This is a genomic window from Neolewinella agarilytica (genome assembly GCF_900110645.1).
GTDB lineage: Bacteria > Bacteroidota > Bacteroidia > Chitinophagales > Saprospiraceae > Neolewinella > Neolewinella agarilytica.
Window position 1 is genome coordinate 116,453 of sequence record NZ_FOFB01000016.1, and the last position, 18,862, is coordinate 135,314.

General features: G+C 53.4%; 16 protein-coding genes. 5 read left to right on the forward strand and 11 right to left on the reverse strand.

From position 1 onward, the window contains the following. Positions 1-29: 29 nt before the first annotated feature. Positions 30-566, reverse strand: a complete 537-nt coding sequence (locus BM123_RS14870) for an RNA polymerase sigma factor (protein ID WP_090169911.1) — start codon at positions 564-566, stop codon at positions 30-32. Between the two features lie 215 nt (positions 567-781). On the opposite strand from BM123_RS14870, the gene BM123_RS14875 reads away from it, so the two are divergent. Beyond that, entirely contained in the window at positions 782-1,312 is a 531-nt protein-coding gene (locus BM123_RS14875; protein ID WP_090169913.1) for a helix-turn-helix domain-containing protein, read from the forward strand. Positions 1,313-1,356: 44 nt separating this feature from the next. Here BM123_RS14875 and BM123_RS14880 read toward each other — a convergent pair whose 3' ends face one another. From BM123_RS14880 to BM123_RS14900, 5 genes are all read right to left on the reverse strand, one after another. Next, positions 1,357-1,854: a DUF4112 domain-containing protein gene (locus BM123_RS14880; RefSeq protein ID WP_245748579.1), complete on the reverse strand. Its 498-nt coding sequence runs from the start codon at positions 1,852-1,854 to the stop codon at positions 1,357-1,359. Positions 1,855-1,995: 141 nt separating this feature from the next. Beyond that, entirely contained in the window at positions 1,996-5,181 is a 3,186-nt protein-coding gene (locus BM123_RS14885) for a WD40/YVTN/BNR-like repeat-containing protein (RefSeq protein WP_090169983.1), read from the reverse strand. Between the two features lie 240 nt (positions 5,182-5,421). Beyond that, entirely contained in the window at positions 5,422-6,168 is a 747-nt protein-coding gene (locus BM123_RS14890) for a hypothetical protein (RefSeq protein WP_090169917.1), read from the reverse strand. A 210-nt stretch (positions 6,169-6,378) separates the two neighbouring features. Then, a complete protein-coding gene (locus tag BM123_RS14895; RefSeq protein ID WP_090169919.1) occupies positions 6,379-7,095 on the reverse strand; it encodes an NUDIX hydrolase in 717 nt (238 codons plus the stop codon). Between the two features lie 541 nt (positions 7,096-7,636). Beyond that, positions 7,637-8,494 (reverse strand): O-methyltransferase, encoded by an 858-nt coding sequence (locus BM123_RS14900; protein WP_090169920.1) that lies wholly within the window; start codon positions 8,492-8,494, stop codon positions 7,637-7,639. 200 nt (positions 8,495-8,694) lie between these two features. Between BM123_RS14900 and BM123_RS14905 the strand changes: the two genes are divergently transcribed. Then, the gene (locus tag BM123_RS14905) at positions 8,695-9,831 is read left to right on the forward strand and encodes an ABC transporter permease (protein WP_090169923.1); all 1,137 of its coding nucleotides are present in this window, start codon (positions 8,695-8,697) and stop codon (positions 9,829-9,831) included. Between the two features lie 2 nt (positions 9,832-9,833). Then, a complete protein-coding gene (locus BM123_RS14910) occupies positions 9,834-10,643 on the forward strand; it encodes an ABC transporter ATP-binding protein (RefSeq protein ID WP_090169925.1) in 810 nt (269 codons plus the stop codon). A 164-nt stretch (positions 10,644-10,807) separates the two neighbouring features. Here BM123_RS14910 and BM123_RS14915 read toward each other — a convergent pair whose 3' ends face one another. The 3 genes from BM123_RS14915 to BM123_RS14925 all read right to left on the reverse strand — a co-directional run bounded on the left by BM123_RS14915 (position 10,808) and on the right by BM123_RS14925 (position 13,876). Next, a complete protein-coding gene (locus tag BM123_RS14915) occupies positions 10,808-11,494 on the reverse strand; it encodes a hypothetical protein (RefSeq protein WP_090169927.1) in 687 nt (228 codons plus the stop codon). 113 nt (positions 11,495-11,607) lie between these two features. Further along, positions 11,608-12,420 (reverse strand): Cof-type HAD-IIB family hydrolase, encoded by an 813-nt coding sequence (locus BM123_RS14920; RefSeq protein WP_090169929.1) that lies wholly within the window; start codon positions 12,418-12,420, stop codon positions 11,608-11,610. Between the two features lie 82 nt (positions 12,421-12,502). Beyond that, positions 12,503-13,876, reverse strand: a complete 1,374-nt coding sequence (locus BM123_RS14925) for a GEVED domain-containing protein (protein WP_090169931.1) — start codon at positions 13,874-13,876, stop codon at positions 12,503-12,505. Positions 13,877-14,105: 229 nt separating this feature from the next. Between BM123_RS14925 and BM123_RS14930 the strand changes: the two genes are divergently transcribed. Next, the gene (locus BM123_RS14930) at positions 14,106-15,362 is read left to right on the forward strand and encodes an arginine deiminase family protein (protein ID WP_090169933.1); all 1,257 of its coding nucleotides are present in this window, start codon (positions 14,106-14,108) and stop codon (positions 15,360-15,362) included. A gap of 123 nt (positions 15,363-15,485) precedes the next feature. Here the strand turns inward: BM123_RS14930 and BM123_RS24930 are convergent, their stop codons facing one another. Next, a complete protein-coding gene (locus BM123_RS24930; protein WP_090169935.1) occupies positions 15,486-15,755 on the reverse strand; it encodes a GxxExxY protein in 270 nt (89 codons plus the stop codon). A 37-nt stretch (positions 15,756-15,792) separates the two neighbouring features. Then, positions 15,793-17,205 (reverse strand): Gfo/Idh/MocA family protein, encoded by a 1,413-nt coding sequence (locus BM123_RS14940; protein ID WP_090169936.1) that lies wholly within the window; start codon positions 17,203-17,205, stop codon positions 15,793-15,795. Positions 17,206-17,418: 213 nt separating this feature from the next. Here BM123_RS14940 and BM123_RS14945 point away from each other — a divergent pair, with 213 nt between their 5' ends. Further along, the gene (locus BM123_RS14945) at positions 17,419-18,714 is read left to right on the forward strand and encodes an NAD(P)/FAD-dependent oxidoreductase (protein ID WP_090169938.1); all 1,296 of its coding nucleotides are present in this window, start codon (positions 17,419-17,421) and stop codon (positions 18,712-18,714) included. Positions 18,715-18,862 lie beyond the last annotated feature (148 nt).

Genomic DNA, 18,862 nt, shown 5'->3' on the forward strand with positions numbered 1-18,862 from the left:
ATTTCTTGATAAGAACGACAAAGTTTAAGTTATGCAACAATACGCTCACGCATCGCTTCTTCGTACATTTTTTGTAATTTCTTACGTGCGAAGAAAATGCGGGACTTAATGGTACCGAGCGGACTGCCGAGTTGTTCAGCAATCTCATCGTACTTATACCCTTGGTAAGCCATCAGAAACGGCACGCGGAAATCGTCGGGCAAACGATCCACTAACTCCTGAAGTTCGTTGAAGGTTACTTCGTTCTCACCATCGTTAAGAACGGTTTTATTACCACTGTTAATGTAGTAGTTATTCGGCGTCTGGTCGATAATCAGGTTACGACGAACTTTCTTACGATAGTTATTGATAAAGATGTTACGCATGATGGTCACAGCCCAGGCCTTAAAGTTAGTTCCCGGGTTATATTTTTCAGCGTTGGTCATAATCCGCAGGGCAGTATCCTGATACAGGTCTTCTGCATCATTCATATTGCCGGTCAGCTTCAGGCTGAAGGCACGCAGGCTATTGGTAATGGTAGACAATAGATCCTGGATTTCTTTCTGTTGTTTCTTTGTCGCTTTCATTGGTTAAATTTTTATTGGGGATGTAAAATTCTTTTACAAAAATAGGCGCTATTTAGACTCTTTGCAAGTAAGAACGCCTTATTTCAGTCACTAATGTGCAAGATCTGTACCAAAATGTCTTGACAAAAGCCTATTACGTAATTTTTTTTGACATACTTCAACTATTTGCGCGGTGTATGTGTAGATAAGAAAGTCACAGAAATCAACATGCCACCATGGAATTAAGGGAAGCAAAAGAGTCCACTGGCAGTGTCGGTAAAGACTTGCCCAACTTCATTGCTACTAATTTGAGGCACTTACGTAAAAGTAAGGGGTGGTCTCAAACGGAGTTAGCCCGAAGGGTTTCTCTCAATCGTGGTAACATTGCCAGCTATGAGAGCGGGTCAGCGGAGCCCAGTATTTGCAAACTCCTAAGAATCAGCAACTTATTCGAAGTAAACCCCCGAGACATCACCCGTCGGAATTTTCTTGAAGCAGGAGAATTGGCCTTAGCGCAGCATGCCTACAACGATAAACGTTTGCAGGAGAGAGAGCGCATCAACCACCTTCGCAATCGGGCAATGGAGATGGATGAATTGATCAGTTCTTCGAAAAGACTCTTTGAATACAAGCGTTCTGGTATTGAAAAAACCTGTAAAGAGGCTGAGATGTTCGCTGCTCAGTATCAGCAACTTTATGAGATCACGCGCCAGTTGATGGATGAACATCGCTCCTTATTAGGGGAAGTAGGCTGTCAGTGCGAATAAGCCATTCTGTCAGGTTTGAGCTACACCCGTGGCAGAAAGAGCTCCTAGAGCATGCCAAATAACCAGCCAAACAAGCTGGTGATGGCCCAAATTACGAAGACAAAAATAACCAGGAGCATTACCACAACTCCCAAGACTACCGGCCAGACACTTCCTGAGTGTCTTCCTTCTTCGTAGTATTCCCGCATTAACACGGCATTCCGGTAGTTGGCCTTATAGACCAGGTCAAAGATGTTTCCCAGAACGGGGATCGTGCCCACCAGGGCGTCCAATGCTACATTGAACAACATTTTTGCCGCCAGCCGGGGGCTGGCTCCGTGCTTTGCCATGGTCGTAATCAGTACACCGGACATACCTAAAGACACCAGGTCTCCTGCCCCGGGAATGAGGCCGAGCAGAAAGTCCAGGCCAAATCGGATGTCCGTTCCGGGAATCCGGAACTTCGTGTCCAGCAATCGGCTGAAGCCGTCCACCATTTTTAACTGAGGTACGTTTCGCTGCTCATCCGTAAAGATGGGCGCGTTGGTTACCGGCTGCTGCATAGTCATTAATTTCGTTGAACGTTAAAAAACAGGAGCACAGAGGAAGTCTATCCTCCGTGCTCCGGCTAATGTAGTGGAAAGAAGTTGAAGTGCGTGAGCGGACAATGCTCTCTTCTTCCTTCTTCCGTCTGAATATCCAGCCTACTGCTGAAGGAGTTGCACCCATAAAGCGCCGAGTGGATTATGCAGCGCGGCTTTCCAAAGCGCATTACCGCTCCAACGCTGCCGTTGGGAGCCGGCATCCGAGCCACCGGCTTCGGCAGCCAGGAAGTCAGCCTTCTCCGTCCAGCTTATCCGTTGGGCTTCGTCCAGTTTAGCGTTCAGGGATGCAACGGGACCGGTCAGCATCGTCTCAAAGGATGATTTCACCTTCGCCATTTCGGCATGGATACGCGCAGCTTCTTTCACCTGGCTGTCAGACGGTTTCCCCGGGAAGGTGCTGATATCGAAGTACAGGTTACCCATCTCCTCCCGCAAGCGGGAGCCTTCATTGATATAGCCATCTCCACCAAGGAAGACCAGACCGTCTTTCATTGACCCGGCCGACTGGCTAAGCTCCTTAGCCATCATCCCCGTTTTTTTCTTCTGTGGGGTAAGGGCACCAGACTTCTCCTCTATCTGTTTCAGCACGTGGTAGATCCAGGCCAGCTCTTCCGTATCGTCATAGACCTGCATCAATAGTTCGCGCTGAGCTTCCCGGTCAGCGACGGAGTAGACATCCCCTTCCTCTACGGTCAATTCGATCTTCGTTTCAAAGGTTTCCTTCCCCTTTACGAGTTTTACGTCATAGGTTCCGGCAGGCAGATTGGGCCCTGAGAGCGCCCCGAACAGCGCCATCCGGTTGTTAGTTGGCGCTGCTTTGGGCTTCCGGATGCTGGTGGGTAACTCAACGACGTTGAGCCCCGCTCCTTTGCCCGCAGGCAGGGTACGCAACAGCTTACCATCTTTCCAGACCTCAACGTACATCTTACCGAACATATGCCGGCGTTGGTTATAGTACATGATGCGGGCAGCCCGGGGTTGGTTGCCGCCTACGAAGGTGCCGCTACCGCTAAAGTCCCCCATCCCCAGGCCGGTTCCACCGCCCAGGAAGGCAGGTTTCACCTCAAGGAAAGTAAACTTCTTACTGGTTGTCTCCGCCGTCAGCTGGCGCAGGGCTTCCAGGTCATCCAGAATGATGATGCCTCGTCCGTGGGTTCCCATTACCAGATCCGCCTCCCGGGCTTGAATGACCATATCCCGCACACCGACCTTAGGCATATTGTTGCGGAAGGGAGCCCAGGTAGTACCACCGTCGAGGCTGATGTAGAGCCCGAACTCCGTTCCCAGGAATACCAATTGTGGGTTGACGAGGTCCTGGCGAACACTGAGCGCGTAGCCGCTCACGTTATCGTCCGTTATTTCGGTCCAGCTCTTACCGCCGTCGGTCGTTTTGTAGAGGTAGGTGGTAAGGTCTCCGGTCCGGTGACCGTCGAAGGTGACAAAGGCCGTGTTGACGTCGTGTGGGCTGGGCTCAACGAAAGTTACCCAGGTGTTAGCGGGCAGATCGGGGAGCTGAGCATTAAGCTTGGTCCAGCTCTTTCCACCATCACGGGTAAGTTGCAGGTTACCATCATCGGTTCCTGCCCAGACCGTGTTGGCGTCCAATGGGCTTTCCGCCACTACATAGATGGTGGTGTGGTTTTCTGCCGTTGAGTTGTCAATGCTTAGCCCACCGCTCAGGTCCTGCTTCTGCTTTTCAGGATCGTTGGTGCTCAGGTCCGGGCTGATGCGCGACCAGCTGTCTCCATCATCCGTAGAACGGTAGAGGTACTGAGCGCCGAAGTAAAGGCGCTTTCCGTCCTGACTTATGTGTAGCGGTGCATTCCAGTTGAAGCGAAGGGGATCCTCTCCCTTTTGTGCGTAGGGCGGAATGGACTTGGCCTGCCCCGTCCGCTCGTCGTAGCGGACGAGCTTGCCTCCCTGGTATTCGCTGAAAACGATGTGTTCTTTCGTCGGGTGGCGGAAGGAGTAGAAGCCGTCTCCGCCGAAAGTTTTCTTCCAGTCAGAATTAGTGATTCCTCCGGCGCTGTTGGCCGCGGCGAACCAGGAGCCATTATCTTGCAGGCCACCATATACGCGGTAGGGTTTGGCATTGTCCGCACTCACATGGTAAAACTGGCTTAGGGGAAGATTCATCCACATCTTGAAAGTATAGCCCCGGTCGTAACTCTCATAAACACCGCCGTCGGTAGCGACCAGAACATGTTTGCTGTTGGCAGGGTCGATCCAGATGTCGTGAAAATCCGAGTGAACGGCCTGGTCGAATATCCGCCAGGTATCTCCGCTGTTATCGCTGATGATGCCATTGAGGCCACATTTCGCCACGATTTCAGCATTGTTAGGGTCGACCTCGATCCGGCTGAAATAGAAGGGGCGGATCCCCGTGTTTTGGTTCCGGCCGATCATCTTCCAGCTGGCGCCGGCATCTTCGCTTCGGTACATCCCCTGGGTCTCGTCCGTTCCGGTTTCTACACTGGCGTAGAGGACATTACCGTCGGAAGGCGCTACGGCGATGCCGATGCGGCCGAGTTTTTCCTGCGGGAGGCCGTTGGAGAGTTTAGTCCAGTTTTTACCCCCGTCGGTGGTTTTGTGGAGGGCGGAGTTACCGTTGAAGCCGGAGTCAAAAGTCCAGGGTAACCGACGGTGGCTCCACATGGCAGCATAAAGCACGTCCGGGTTGCTGGGGTCCATGGCCAGGTTAGCGGCTCCGGTATGCTCATCGATGTAAAGTACTTTCTCCCAACTTTTGCCTCCGTCGGAAGACTTGAAAACGCCCCTTTCTTCGTTGGCATCCCAGAGGTGGCCCATGGCGGCAACGTAGAGTACGTCAGCGTTTTCCGGGTGGACGGAAATATCGGCGATTCGTTCTGAGTCATCCAATCCGATGGGTTTCCAGTCGACCCCGTTATTGCTACTTCGGTAAATGCCCGTGCCCACACTTACGCTGTTGCGTGGCCAGGGTTCGCCGGTGCCTACGTACACCACGTCGGTATTAGAGGGAGCGATGGCGATGGCCCCGATACTTTGGGTGTAGTCATCAAAAACGGGCTGCACCTGCCCACCCGCTGAGCTTGTTTTCCAGACTCCACCGCCGGCTGCGCCAATAAAGATGGTAGCGGCGTCATCGGGGTTTACGGCCAGGCAGCTCACCCGTCCACTCATGACGGCCGGGCCAATTTGCCGGGCTCTTAAATCGCCGAATAAAGCGGTGGTGGTTTTAAAATCCGACTGAGCGGAAAGGGCTGACGCAAAGGCCAGCAAGAGCAAAGTAAATGTGTGCTTCATGATATAAAATGTGGTAGTTCTGTTATAGCCCCGTTCGAATGGGTTCATAAAGTTGAGGGGCGCCGGAGCGCAGGTGCGGGGTTCTGTTTACCGGACCAGCAAGGTTTGCTGGTCAGGAACACTTTGCTTCTACAGCAATACTCTGCACCCGCGGTCCCGCGCCAAAAAAACGAAGGCCGGATTCCCGACGGTAGTCATGGAAATCCGGCCCTCTCCGTTATCCGGAACCCGTTCGGCGAATTAGTTTTTCTTCTCCTCTTCTTTCTCTGGCATGGAGAACATGGAGTCTTCGATTTCCGGATTAAGCGTCGCTTCCGTGACGGTGATCTTCTGTACGGTCTGACCGTTAAATTTCACCTCCATGAACATCGGCATCATCAGGTCTTCTACTTCCTGGTAATCGCTCATGAATGTTTCCATCACGGCGCCTTTTTGCGGGCCGGACTTAATGGGGCTCGTCATCATTACGGGGATCATGTACTCCGTGTCGAAGTAGTAGGTGTGATCGTAGCCTTCCTCGTTTGTAACCCGGACACCGTAGGTCTGCGTGCCTTCAATTTCTTTTCCTTCAACACTTTCCAGCGTAAAGCCACGCTCTTTAGAGTTGATGAATTCACTCAGGAACTTTTGGTCTTTGCTCTGCTCAGACTCTTCCGGAGACATTTCCGTAGGCTCAGTGATGCCCATAAATGGCATTACCTGCCAGGCCGTTTCGCCGTCATAAGCCTGTACGATCTTCTGTCCCTGAACATCCACTTCCAGGTGGCTTTTGTCGCCTTCGGCGCTGATGATCGTCATGGGGAATTCCATGCCCTGCATGGCTGCTTTCCCCTTCATCTTCATGGCTTTAACGGCCAACCAGGCTTCTTCACCGCCAATGTTCTCGATGTAGGTATCCGCAATTTCCTGAGCAGAAGGCGCGTCCTGCGCAAAAAGGCTGGCGCCGAAGATCATCATCAGCGCAAATAGGGAAGTAACTTTTTTCATAGTCTCAATTATTTTCTGTGGATACTCAATTGCCCACGGTTGATTTGTTGATCACAAACGTAGCACCTCCCTGATCTATTGGATGACTTTCTTGGATGAACGGTCCGTTTTCCTCGATGGACGAGAGCCTGAGTATTGGGTAAACGGTAGTGCCGCAGACGATTAAAGCCTGACTAACCAGTGCACAATAGCCTGTTGGGTAGCAATGGCTTACTTGCTTTTACTTTCTTTCATCTCGAAGTTGAACCCGCTTTCTTCCAGTTTCCTGTAAATAGCCTCGTCAAAGCGATAGAGTTTGGCCGGGCGGTGAGCAACGCCCTCCTGGGTTCGGTTCAGGTCTTCCAGCAAGCCCATGGAGAGAATCTTCTTGCGGAAATTGCGCTTCTCCAACTCTGTTTCCCAAATTGCTTCGTAGAGATGCTGTAGTTCCGTGAGGGTAAAAGCCGGAGGCAGCAGTTCAAATCCAACCGGACGAGTCCGGATACTCTTCTTTAGTTTATCGAGAGCGACGGCAACAATTTCCTCGTGATCGAAGGCGAGTTGTTCCAGATCATCAACAGTGTGCCAGGTAATGTCCTGGGCCAGACCTGCGGCGCGGGGCCGAAAATCAGCGATTTTCACCAGGCTATAGTAGGCTACCGTAATCACCCTTCCAAGATTATGTCGGCCCGGACTTCCAAAGGTATGCAGCTGTTCCAGGTAAACGTTCTCCATCCCCGTCATTTCCCGGAGAACACGAGCCGCAGCGGCTTCAAGATCTTCCTTTGGCTGAACGAAGTAGCCCGGCAGTGCCCAAAAATCCTCAAAAGGCGGCTCATTTCTGCGGATAAGCAGAATTTTCAACTTGCCTTCGTCGAAGCCAAAAATGACATTATCGACGGTAAAGGCTGATTTGAAAAAATCATTGAAGTTCTTTCTTGCTTGCACACTGGATGGTTAGAGTCGGACGCCAAAGATAGTGTACAAGTTACAATAAGCGGGGGAATAGAGTGGTAGTCTTGTAGTTTGGTAGTCTTGTAGGCTGCCGCGTGGTGGAGGCGTTGGAGGCTACCGCGTGTTAGAGGCTGCCGCGTGGTGGAGGCGTTGGAGGCTACCGCGTGTTAGAGGCTGCCGCGTGGTGGAGGCGTTGGAGGCTACCGCGTGTTAGAGGCTGCCGCGTGGTGGAGGCGTTGGAGGCTACCGCGTGTTAGAGGCTGCCGCGTGGTGGAGGCGTTGGAGGCTACCGCGTGTTAGAGGCTGCCGCGTGGTGGAGGCGTTGGAGGCTACCGCGTGTTGGAGGCTGCCGCGTGGTGGAGGCGTTGGAGGCTACCGCGTGTTGGAGGCTGCCGCGTGGTGGAGGCGTTGGGGCTACCGCGTGTTAGAGGCTGCCGCGTGGTGGAGGCGTTGGAGGCTACCGCGTGTTGGAGGCTGCCGCGTAGTGGTAGCCCGTAATTCGCACAAGACTATCGAAGTACGGTAAACCAATATCCTAAAAAAAGCCCAATCGCCAGGGTTTCCAGCGGGTAGAGATTAAGGACAGGTGCGGGCCATCCATTCCGGGATCAAAGAAGAGCAACCCGAAGTGGTAAACATCTACGGAAGCGGTTACTTCCGGGAAATTTTTGAGTTCTTCCCAGGCTTGTTCCATGCCTTCGGACCAGTGTATGTCCGCAATGATGAAAACAGACTGTTCTCCGGCCAGTGGGAGGAGCCTACGGACGTAGTCCAGGGTAGGTTGGTAGCGATGGTCTCCATCGCAGAAAAACAGGTCGAGAGGCTCGTCCGGGGTCATTGATTTCCCGAGGAAGGTCTCATTGGCGTCGAGCCATTCCTGGAACAGGCCGACGTAAGCCTGGAGGCCCGGGCCGGTTCCGGCTTTGGCAAATGTTTCGCGGGCCAGGGCTGCCACATCTGCGTTTCCTTCCACGGTGTGTAAGTTGGCCCGGGTATCCGCGGCATGAAGGTAAAGCGTTGAAATGCCGGCGTTGGTGCCAAACTCAATGAGGTTCTTTGCTCCCAGCCAGAGGGCCATTCGAAAAAGAAAACGGCCGCAATCGTCGTCAATGGCATTCGTTGCCACGAGCGAGCGGACGCTGCGTTCGGCCTTTGAAGTCGTTTTACTCTCCGCCCCGAGTGACTGCAGCTTCACGTTTCCTTCCCGACCTTTCCAGTAATTTCTGACGGAACGAATCAAGTCGAAGGCGTGGTAGTGTCGGTCATCCCGATACACCTCATTAACAAAGGCTACGAGGCGAGGAGAGTGAACATCGTAGCGGGTGCTGGCACCCGCGTACCAGCGGATAGCGGACCAGACTCTAAAAAGCCAGTATTGAGGAGTGGCGGACATGGCGCGAAGGTAGAATGCTATTTTGATCTTTTGAGAAGAAAGCCAGGCCTAAATCAATTCCCTGACGATTAAATAGTGAGCTGGATATCCACATACTTTAAAGTTTTGGGGTACAAACCTTACCTTTCGGCCCCACCCATAAATTATTGGTCCCCTCATCTTAGCAAAATACCAGCGGACCGATTTACTAAACAAGCAATATGTCCCTTCTGGACGCTCCCTACCGCTACACTACTCTGCAGAAGACCCTGATGGGGATTGCAGGCCTGGTGCTTTTTTTACTCCTCTGGTGGTTTCTGGCCGAACAGCTCGCCGTTCAACAGCCCATTGGCTCCTTTAATACGCGCCCGCCATCGAGTTTGAGTACCGATCCGGCGGAGATTGCCTTTCGGGACTCCATCCTGCGGGCAGACTCCATTGCGTACGCCAATGCGACGGACTTCAAGAAGGTCTATCCACTACTTCCACCTCCGCACAAAGTTTTTTCGGCCTTCCCGGAACTCATTTCCCCGGGGGAAGAGTCCGTGAATAAAAGTCTGATCAATCATGCTGCGGTGTCCGTCTGGCGAAACCTTCAGGGCTATTTCTGGGCAGTATTTTTCAGCCTGCTCATTGGCATACCGATTGCCATTAGCCCGATTGCCAAAGCGATGTTCAGCCGGCAGATTGATACGCTTCGCTTTGTCCCTCTGACCGCCCTGACGCCTATTTTCCTGATCATTTTCCGGCCGGAAGCTTCCGAGGCCATGAAGGTCAGTTTCCTTGCCTTTGGTATTCTGGTTTACCTTTTACCCGTTGTTATGCAGCGTCTTTGGGAAACGGAGGATGTTTATCTAAAGACTGCTTACACGCTGGGAGCCAGCGACTGGCAATTGGTAAAGTCGGTCTACATACCCGCCGTGCTCAGCAAGCTCATTGATGACATCCGGGTACTGACGGCCATTAGCTGGACCTATATCATCATCGCCGAAGTCTACTATCGAACCGACGGCCTGGGGTCACTGAGTTACATACTCGGCCGCCAGGGTAACGTTGCCGGCGTCTTTGCCGTGCTGATCTCCATCGTCATCATCGGATATTTTCAGGATCAACTCTTCGCCTATATGAACCGGCGACTCTTCCCGCACCGGGACGTAAAATCAGTCAGTCCCGGTTTGAAAGAGACCCGCAATGGCTTTCTTATCATTCTGTCAGTCGTCATGTTTTACCTGCTACTTAAGGTCGTCATCGGCACTGTCCCGATCGTTGGGTTCATTGTTGCCATCGTTGTCGCGGCGGCGGCTTTGTTGATCATTTTCGGAGAATTCAAACTCCGCACCGCTAAAACTGCCAGTTAATCATGCCCAATTTCACGGAGACCGAGTACGAAAACATCATTGAGCTGCGTGGCATCAGCCAGAGCTACGACGGCGGTAAGAGCTGGATTATTCAGGGACTGGACTTTCTGGTGGAAGACAAGCCTGCCCAGGGGCAGTTTGTTGTTATCCTCGGCGCCTCCGGCGCCGGCAAGAGTACCGTTTTGCGCTATATTGCTGGTCTGCAGCGACCAACGGAAGGTTCCGTATTGGTTAAAGGCCAGCCTATCGGGAAAGCCAACCGCGTGGGTATGGTCTTTCAGCAATACAGCTCGCTGCCCTGGCGAACGGTGCTGGAAAACGTCGCCCTCCCGCTGGAGTATCAAGGCGTTGATAAAAAAGAACGTTTGGAGCGCGCCCGCGAGATGGTCGAACTCGTAGGTCTGGCGGGCCACGAAGACAAATTTGCCCAGTACCCCACCCTTTCAGGTGGGCAGCTACAACGTATCGCCATCGCCAGAAGCCTGATCGCTAACCCCGATATTCTGCTGATGGATGAGCCCTTCGGTGCGCTGGACATCAACACCCGCCTGCAGATGCAGGACCTGCTGACCGAGATCTGGCACCGCATCCACCCGACCATCATATTCGTTACTCACGACATTCCGGAGGCCGTTTACCTGGCCGACGATATTTATATGATGAAGCCAGCCCCAAGCCGGTTTACGGAGCACGTCAAAGTAGACCTGCCCCTGCAGCGAAGCCGGGAGACTAAACGGACCGACCGCTACATCGAGCTGGTACGCCTGGTAGAGGATAAAATGATCGCCATAACGGGCGGTGAAGGACACTAAGAGCTGATCTGGCATACCTATCGGGAGGGCGGTGTACCAGATAGAAGGGTGCACCTTAGTCGTCAGACAAGCAACGCTTTGTCTGACGAGCTTGCCACCGACTGAAACGGGAGGAAACAACTCAACAGGCGAACAGGGCTGCCATCCTTACATCAGTTGTACTACTATCGGGAGAGCCAAAAACCGAATCGAAACCCGCCTGACAATTCAAGAGCGGAGCGACGTCCTTCATCTCTGTCCTCATTGAAAAAAGCGAAGTTTTCGTTGAAAAAACCAACGGGAACACTTCGCAGGTCTTCCCGGTCCAGATAGGTCCATTCCACGAGGGCCAGCCCAGCTCCCATATAGGCATCCACCGTAAAGCGGCCCTCCAGGAATTGCGCCCCGATTTTAGGAATAATCGAGAATCGGTTACGTTGCCGGCGAGCCGAGGAAACACTTACCGGACCGAGCTCTTCAGAGTAGTAGCCACCGGAAAACTGTTGGCTCGTCCGGGTATAGGGCAGTTCCATGCCAACGTATAACTCCCGAACCAGTTTGGGTAAAGAATAGCGGATTTCCGGTCGGATGCCCACAAATCGGTAATCGTCATTTTTGTCCGGTTGCAGGATAACATTCCTAATCCCATCGTTACCGTACTCGGCGTCCAGGACGAGGCTAAAGCGCTCCAACTTGTATTGCATACCGAGCCGGAGGCGCGGGTAACGAGTGGCGATACTAAAGGGCATGAGGTGAATACCGAAGCCCTGAAATACCGTTTCCGTTCCTGATTCCTGCTCAATGGGAATATCCTGTGCCCACAGGCCAGGTAACACGACGAAGAGCAAAAGCAGGGTAAGGATAAATCTCATGGTGGCAAGCGGTCTTGTTTTTCTAACGAAAAAAGGGGAACAAATGTCCATTCACTGCTTTTTTAAAAAAACATGGCATCCTGCGTTTGCGCCCTACACCCTACAATGGCCAATTAAACAACAAGGCTACGTAAGCCTTCCGCCACCCCGTCTTCCTTATTCGTTGCTACTACCCGGTCTGCTACCGCCAAAACCGCCGCTTTTGCATTAGCGACAGCCACTCCCATACCTACGGCCTGGAGCATTTCGACGTCATTAAAATTATCGCCAAAAGCGATACAATCTGCCAAACTGAAATCCGGGTAGCTATTCGCGAGCAGCATTTCAATACCCGTCAGTTTGGAGATTCGCTTACTGGCAATTTCCAGATAGGTATCCTTTGAGCGGTACAGGTGAAGCTCTCGGTCAAACTCCCGTTCCAATTGCTCCACGAGGACATCCAGTTCCGCTGGCTCCCCCATCACCATCACCTTGTGAGCACTGATGTTGCGGGCCTGCCAGTCCGAAGTTGTTTCTTTCATCTTCCGGACAGAAGGGCTCACCTTCGTATTGTTTTCCTCCCGCAAAGCGTAAAAATCCATGCTTTCAACGTACCATTCGTGGCCGTGGAAAAGTTGAACGGACAGGGAGCTTCCTGACCGTAACCCATCAATTTCCCGCACGATGTGCAGCGGTATTTCTTCGGAGTGAATCGCCTGCCCGTCCACCAGTACCCAACCACCGTTATAGGCGATCAACGGCAAACCAGAGATACGGAGATCATCCTGGAGGTGTGTCATCGCCGCCGGCATCCGGGAAGAGATCAGAATGAATGGCACTCCGTTTTCGGTAATTCGCCGGACTTCTTTCTTCAATGCAGGAGAAACCTCGCGGTCTTTATTGAGGAGGGTTCCGTCGATATCAGAGAAAGCAATTTTCATAGTCATGTAGCGGTGTAGTGGGTAGCAGCCTACCCCATTTTGGAGGCCACAAAACTACTGAAGGGCTGCCACTATTCGGTCAGACGCCTTACCGTACCAGAATCCGCCGCGTCCACCCGGAGCCACCGTCTGTTGCCAGCCCCCGCACGAAGTAAGCGCCGGCAGGCAGTTCGGGTAATTCGATACGCTGAGCGGTAGCTTCCCCCGTCAACTGCCTGGTGGCGAGATGCTGCCCGGCGGTATTGATGATTACCACTTCCCCGGTGCCAGCGGCACCGCTGATGGTGATGGGTTGTCCGGTAGCAACCGGATTAGGGAACAAGCGGATAGCTTCGCTGGAGACAAGTGGCGCAGCCGGTGTGGTGCCAAAGCTGATTGGACTACGGGGGGCCAGCGTTTCGCCCGGCATCCAGGGGTCATTGGCACGTTCCGTAACGGGAACCTCCGCTGACGCCAACTCATCCGCCATTTCAGGAACAGCCTGCCCCCACGGCCAGGGGATAAAGAAGAATGGGCGGAGCATAACGCTGATGTCTTCCACCTCGCCCCATCGGCCAGAACATGAAGTAGCATAACCTCCGTAGCTCATGACCACGCGAATCCGGCTCATGCCCCAAAAAGTTCCGGGGGAGTTGAAGGTAAAGGCATTCGTACCGGTACCGTTCCATTGGTGCAGCAGCTCACCGGAATCGGTGAAATCGCCGTCACCGTTTTTATCAAGGTAAACGCGCCAGTAGAGGCGATAGGCACTTCCTCCCCGAAAGCCCGGCGTGTAATTGATGGTGTAGGAACTGCCGTGATACAGATTGATCGTGGAGTGATTATAGTGCCAGCGATAGCCGCCGTCGTTGCCCGTGGGAAACTGGCGGCCAGCCACTCCTACCTGGCGAATGTGTTCGTAGCCGGAGTTGCGGGAAGTATTGCAGTAATTCTGGGGCTCGGCATCGTGTACCGTGATGGTGTTTACGCAGGCCAAATCGTTTCCGGACACATGCTCAGCGTAAGCCGTGAAATAGCTCGTGCCATAGCCCTCCATATCGGTAAGGTTGATGGTTTGATTGCTTACACCGCAATCATCGCTAAGGGTGTAGAGGTCATCCACATTAATTGTGTATCCCTGGGAAGGATGGACCAGATAGATGTTTTGTTCATGGCAGGTCAGGCTGGGTGGCGATGGATCCTGAACTCTTACCGTTGCCCAACAAATACTGGAACCACTACGAGTTCTTACCGTCAAATAAACCGTATGTTCTCCCAGGCCAGCTACTGCCGGAGAAACAGAAAAGCCAAGGGACTGGCCTCCGGTATCGTAGGATCCACCGTCAAACCATTCTGGTTCCAGGGTGATCTCACAGTCTCCGGCCGGCAATGCCACGGTAATGTTATCGTAGCAAATGGCAATCGGGCTGGCGCTAAGGGCCACCGAAAAAAGGAGGAATGGCAGGAGGTATGCGTATTTCATGACGGAGCGTTTATGTCCTTTAATGCGGGTTTAAAGCCTGCCGTTACGCCACATTTCAAAATTTTCCGGGCGCGGACGCAGGTGCAGAGGAAGTTAAATGAAGCAGTGTTTGCACCGCCGACTGAAGTCGGCGAATCCCCCCACCCTTCCAGCTTGTTTCTTAATGCTTTTCTTTGCACCTGTCCTGCTGTACTACAGGATGCCCCAATAAGCCATCAACCACCACACCATGTCGATCAAAGTCCACTCCGAAATTGCTCCTCTCCGCCGCGTACTTGTGCACCGGCCGGATGCAGGCACTGCCACCATCACGCCACAACGCGCCGAAGAACTTCTCTTCGACGATATCGTCTACCTGCCCCAGATGCAGAAAGAACACGATGTTTTCACAACTTTACTCCGTCGTTTTCTGGGGAAAGACGGGGTGCTCGAGATGACTGACCTGCTGGCCGAAGCCATCGCCGCCAACGAAGAAGCGACCCGGGAGAGCCTGGAAATGATCGTCAGCTGGGAAGAACTTCCCGAATTTTATGTCGACAAACTCCTGGAACTCTCCCCCAGCGAGCTGGCTGATGTTCTCATCACCGGCGACTTCAAGCAGGATCAACGCCGGCTTTTTGATCCCATCCCGAACTTCATCTTCACCCGTGATATCGCCGTTACAATCAATGATCACCTGCTCATTACAAAAGCGGCGAAAACCGCCCGGAGCCGGGAGAATTTCATCATTCGCCTCGTTGTCTGGTCGCACCCAATGTTTCAGGAATTACAGCAGTCGGGTCGGGTCATTAACCTGAATAAAGTCGACGACTTTCCGCCCAGTCGCCTTGCCGAAAAGGTGAGCATTGAGGGAGGCGACGTTATGTTGCTAAACGAAGACTATCTGCTCATTGGCGAAAGCGAACGCTCCAGCAGCTACTCCGTTCGGGCGCTGGCGGATGAATTATTTCGTCGGGGTGTGGTTAAGAACGTGGTTCGCGTCAGCGTACCCGCTGAGCGGAGTTTCATGCACCTGGATACGATCTTCACTCAGATTGATGAGCATGACTTCGTCTGCTACGCCCCGATCATCTGCGAAGGCGGCCGCCCTTCGGGCGTCGAGGTCTGGCGGGCGGACGGCCAATCGGCAGCCTATTCCAGCCTTAAGGAGTGCATCCTGGCGGAGATTGACCCCGTGGCCCGTTTCATCCCCTCCGGCGGAGGGCAAAGCCCCTTTCAGGAACGCGAACAATGGACGGACGGCTGTAATCTCGTTGCCTTGCGCCCGGGCCTGGCCATCACCTACGACCGTAACCCCGTTACGGCGGAGACCCTCAAAAAAGCGGGCTATGACATCATCGGTGCCCGCGAACTCACGGATCGGATCGACAATCATGGCCTTAATCCGGCTACTGTCCGAAAAACCATCATCACTCTGCCCAGCGGCGAGTTGAGCCGGGGGCGGGGAGGATCGCATTGTATGACTTGCCCGGTGGAGAGGGGGTAGGCAAAAAGCGGCGCTGCGCGCGCTTTTCTCTTAGACGCACTTCGCGGCTATTCGACACAAAGAGAACATAGGCACAAAGGGCACATAGAAGGCGGGAGAGATGGTCAGTAGCAATAATGTCCGTTATTCGGACGGAAGGCTTGCGTATACCGCATTTACTCTGGTCACTCTACCTTGGCTGGCAAGGTTCGCACAGTTAAAATTAAGGATCAAAGCCTTCGGCAGATCTAGCAGATTGATATAATTCAATGCTTGTGCCTTGTGAACTTCATTGATCATTTTTACGGACTTGAGCTCAACCACAATTAAGTTGTCAATAATTAAATCAACAATCGATACAGAATTCAACTGGATACCGCGATAAAAGGGTTGAGCGAAGCGATTAAAAACCAAGCGAAGCGCGGTTTTCCTCTAAAAGGCCGAAAGCCGTCTAAAAAGCTCTGCTTTTCTGATTCTTCACATAATAATTCATCTCCGGCACATTCGTAACCTCCATCTTTTCCCCATCCCATTCCAGGCGGGTGCGACCGGGAACAATGTAATTGTCCGGCTTATCGGAAGTAGGCTTGGGGAAACGGGCGGTATAGCCGCGTACGGCCAGGTTGCCCATCAGGACGGTCTCCGTTAAGGGGCCCGCCTTACCGAAATGACTGCTGGGCTGGTAATTTCCCCTGATCCCGTTGATCCAGTCCATTCCGTGGCTGGTAGTTACCCGGGGCAGCGTTTCGGGCACGACGATGTTGTCCATCAAATTCGTAGGGATCAGTCGGGGGTTAGCGCCGTAAACATCAGCCACCAGCGTACCACGCGTACCCTCCATGATAAATCCGTTACCATTTCCATCGCCGAGCTTATCGTCCACTTTCATGCCTTCGGGGCGGCGGGGGAGAATCCCGCCATCAGACCAGATGAGTTCCACCGGCGGCTTTTTGCCCCGGGCCGGGAAGTTGATGTGAATCTTGCTGGAAGGCGGGCAACTCTCGGGGTGGTAATCTGGTGTCCAGTTCCGGCTAAAGACCTGGCCCACGCTTGCTTCTGCGGAGACGGGGTAGCCAAGTTCCAGAATGTAAAAGGGCGTATCCAGGATATGGCAACCCATGTCACCAAGCGCTCCGGTACCGAAGTCCCAGAATCCGCGCCAGGCGAAGGGGTGGTAAGCTTCGTGATGGTCGCGCATAGCGGCGGGGCCCAGCCAGAGGTTCCAGTCGAAGTGATCCGGAACAGGTGTTTTCCCCTTCGGCGCTCCCCCACCCTGCGGCCATACCGGCCGATTGGTAAAGGCATAAACCGTATGCACGTCTCCCAGCAGGCCAGCCTCGTAGATCTCCTGGGTTTTACGGATGCCTTCTCCGCTGGCACCCTGGTTACCCATCTGTGTGATGAGCCTGGGGTTCGCCCTGGCCGCTTCGCTCAGCGCGCGCACTTCTTCAATGCTGTGTGCCAATGGCTTTTCGATGTATACATGTTTCCCCAATGCCATACAGGCCAGTCCCGTGATGGCGTGGGTATGATCAGGGGTGGAAATTACGACGGCGTCGATATCGCTGGCGCGCTCATCGAGCATCCTGCGGTAATCCCGGTGGTAGCTGGCTTTGGGGTAGGCTTTACGGGCATCGGCGGCCAGTTTGTCGTCGACGTCGCAGAGGGCGACGATGTTCTGGCTCTCCACGGCGCGGATACCTCCGCGCCCTTTCCCACCGGCCCCAATGGCCGCAACATTGACCTTATCGCTCGGGGCAGTATATCCCCGTCCACCCAGCACGTGGCGGGGAACGATGGTGAAACCAGCGGCGGCGGTAGCGGCGGTCTTTAGAAATTTACGGCGGTTGGTAGATTTTGGCATGATCGGTCTTTGTATTTCGCTTGTTAACAGGCTTAAGATAGCACTACCGTGATGGAACTTAAAAACAGTGTCCGGGCAATGTGCCCCACCCTGCTCCTGCAACTTATATTGCCCCCGCGTCCGCGCCTTCCAAAAACCCGTCGCTGAGCCAACAATAGGCCAACTAAAACATTCTCTTAACAGGAACTTTTCCCCTTCACTTGCCTCCTCTACATGGACCCCACCACCAAGATCAACATTCCCGAATCTCCCCGTGAGCGTGTCGTCATCGTAGGAGGCGGCTTTGGCGGACTGCAACTGGCCCGCAAGCTTAGTAAAACAGATTACCAGGTAGTATTGATTGATCGGAACAACTACCACCAGTTCCAACCATTGTTCTATCAGGTGGCCATGGCTGGCCTGGAACCCAGTAGTATCGTCTTCCCCTTCCGAAAACTTTTCCAGGGTAAAAAGAACGTCTACATCCGGGTGACGGAAGTCACAGAAGTGGATACAACGACCAAAACCCTGCAGACGCCCCTCGGCCACTGCAACTACGACCACCTGATCGTAGCGACTGGTGCCGACACCAATTTCTTCGGCAACGAGAACATCGAGAAGCACGCCATCCCGATGAAGTCCGTCGCCGAGGCCCTTTATCTCCGCAATAATATCCTTGACGACTACGAAGATGCCCTGACCACTCCCGGCTACGATCCGCGGCAGGAGCTGGTCGACATCGTCATCGTCGGCGGTGGCCCAACGGGAGTAGAACTGGCGGGCTCCCTGGCGGAAATGAAAAAACATGTCCTCCCCAAAGACTACCCCGAGCTAAACATCGAGGAAGAAGTAGACATTTACCTCATCCAGTCCGGAGGGGAGCTACTCAAAGGCTTTAGTGCGGAGAGCAGCGCCAAAGCCCTCAAATATTTAACTGACATGGGGGTCACCGTTCTGCTCGGAAGCCGGGTGACAGACTTTGACGGCAAAACGGTCTTCCTGAAAGACGGCCGGTCTATCCCCACCCAAAAAGTGATCTGGGCGGCGGGCATCAAAGGAATGCCCATCAAGGGTTTACCCGAAAGTGCCTGTACTTACGGCAACCGACTGGAAGTGGATCGCTTCCATCGGGTAAAAGACACGAAAGACATTTATGCCATCGGAGATGTTTGCTACATGGAGGAGCCCGATTGGCAGAAAGGGCACCCACAGGTAGCACAGGTTGCTATGCAGATGGGCAAAAACCTGGCCAAAAACCTGCACGGCCGGCTCAGAAAAAAAGACCCTACGCCCTTTACTTATAACGACAAGGGAAGCATGGCCACCGTGGGCCGTGCCCGCGCAGTAGTGGACATTCCCAGTCCCAACTTCAGCTTCGGCGGCCTCTTCGCCTGGCTGCTGTGGCTACTGGTTCACCTATTCGCCATTCTGGGTACCCGAAACAAGGTTTTTGTTTTCCTGAACTGGGTAGCGAATTACATTAATTACAACCAGAGCCTCAGGCTTATCATCAAGCCGAAAATAAAATAGCGGGCTTCGCCCGTTACTTCATTTTTGGCTTGCGGACGCTGCGCTTGTAGACGAAAACCACGCTTCGCCTGGTTTTCTGGCAGACGGCCTGCGGTCTTTTAGGGCTTCGACTCAGTCTCATTACTATCCTCTTAGCCGAAGCCCTAAA

Coding starts and splice junctions, on each gene's coding strand:
- BM123_RS14870 (WP_090169911.1), bottom strand. CDS start 566: ATGAAAGCGACAAAGAAACAACAGAAAGAAATCCAGGATCTATTGTCT.
- BM123_RS14875 (WP_090169913.1), top strand. CDS start 782: ATGGAATTAAGGGAAGCAAAAGAGTCCACTGGCAGTGTCGGTAAAGAC.
- BM123_RS14880 (WP_245748579.1), bottom strand. CDS start 1,854: ATGCAGCAGCCGGTAACCAACGCGCCCATCTTTACGGATGAGCAGCGA.
- BM123_RS14885 (WP_090169983.1), bottom strand. CDS start 5,181: ATGAAGCACACATTTACTTTGCTCTTGCTGGCCTTTGCGTCAGCCCTT.
- BM123_RS14890 (WP_090169917.1), bottom strand. CDS start 6,168: ATGAAAAAAGTTACTTCCCTATTTGCGCTGATGATGATCTTCGGCGCC.
- BM123_RS14900 (WP_090169920.1), bottom strand. CDS start 8,494: ATGTCCGCCACTCCTCAATACTGGCTTTTTAGAGTCTGGTCCGCTATC.
- BM123_RS14905 (WP_090169923.1), top strand. CDS start 8,695: ATGTCCCTTCTGGACGCTCCCTACCGCTACACTACTCTGCAGAAGACC.
- BM123_RS14910 (WP_090169925.1), top strand. CDS start 9,834: ATGCCCAATTTCACGGAGACCGAGTACGAAAACATCATTGAGCTGCGT.
- BM123_RS14915 (WP_090169927.1), bottom strand. CDS start 11,494: ATGAGATTTATCCTTACCCTGCTTTTGCTCTTCGTCGTGTTACCTGGC.
- BM123_RS14920 (WP_090169929.1), bottom strand. CDS start 12,420: ATGACTATGAAAATTGCTTTCTCTGATATCGACGGAACCCTCCTCAAT.
- BM123_RS14925 (WP_090169931.1), bottom strand. CDS start 13,876: ATGAAATACGCATACCTCCTGCCATTCCTCCTTTTTTCGGTGGCCCTT.
- BM123_RS14930 (WP_090169933.1), top strand. CDS start 14,106: ATGTCGATCAAAGTCCACTCCGAAATTGCTCCTCTCCGCCGCGTACTT.
- BM123_RS14940 (WP_090169936.1), bottom strand. CDS start 17,205: ATGCCAAAATCTACCAACCGCCGTAAATTTCTAAAGACCGCCGCTACC.
- BM123_RS14945 (WP_090169938.1), top strand. CDS start 17,419: ATGGACCCCACCACCAAGATCAACATTCCCGAATCTCCCCGTGAGCGT.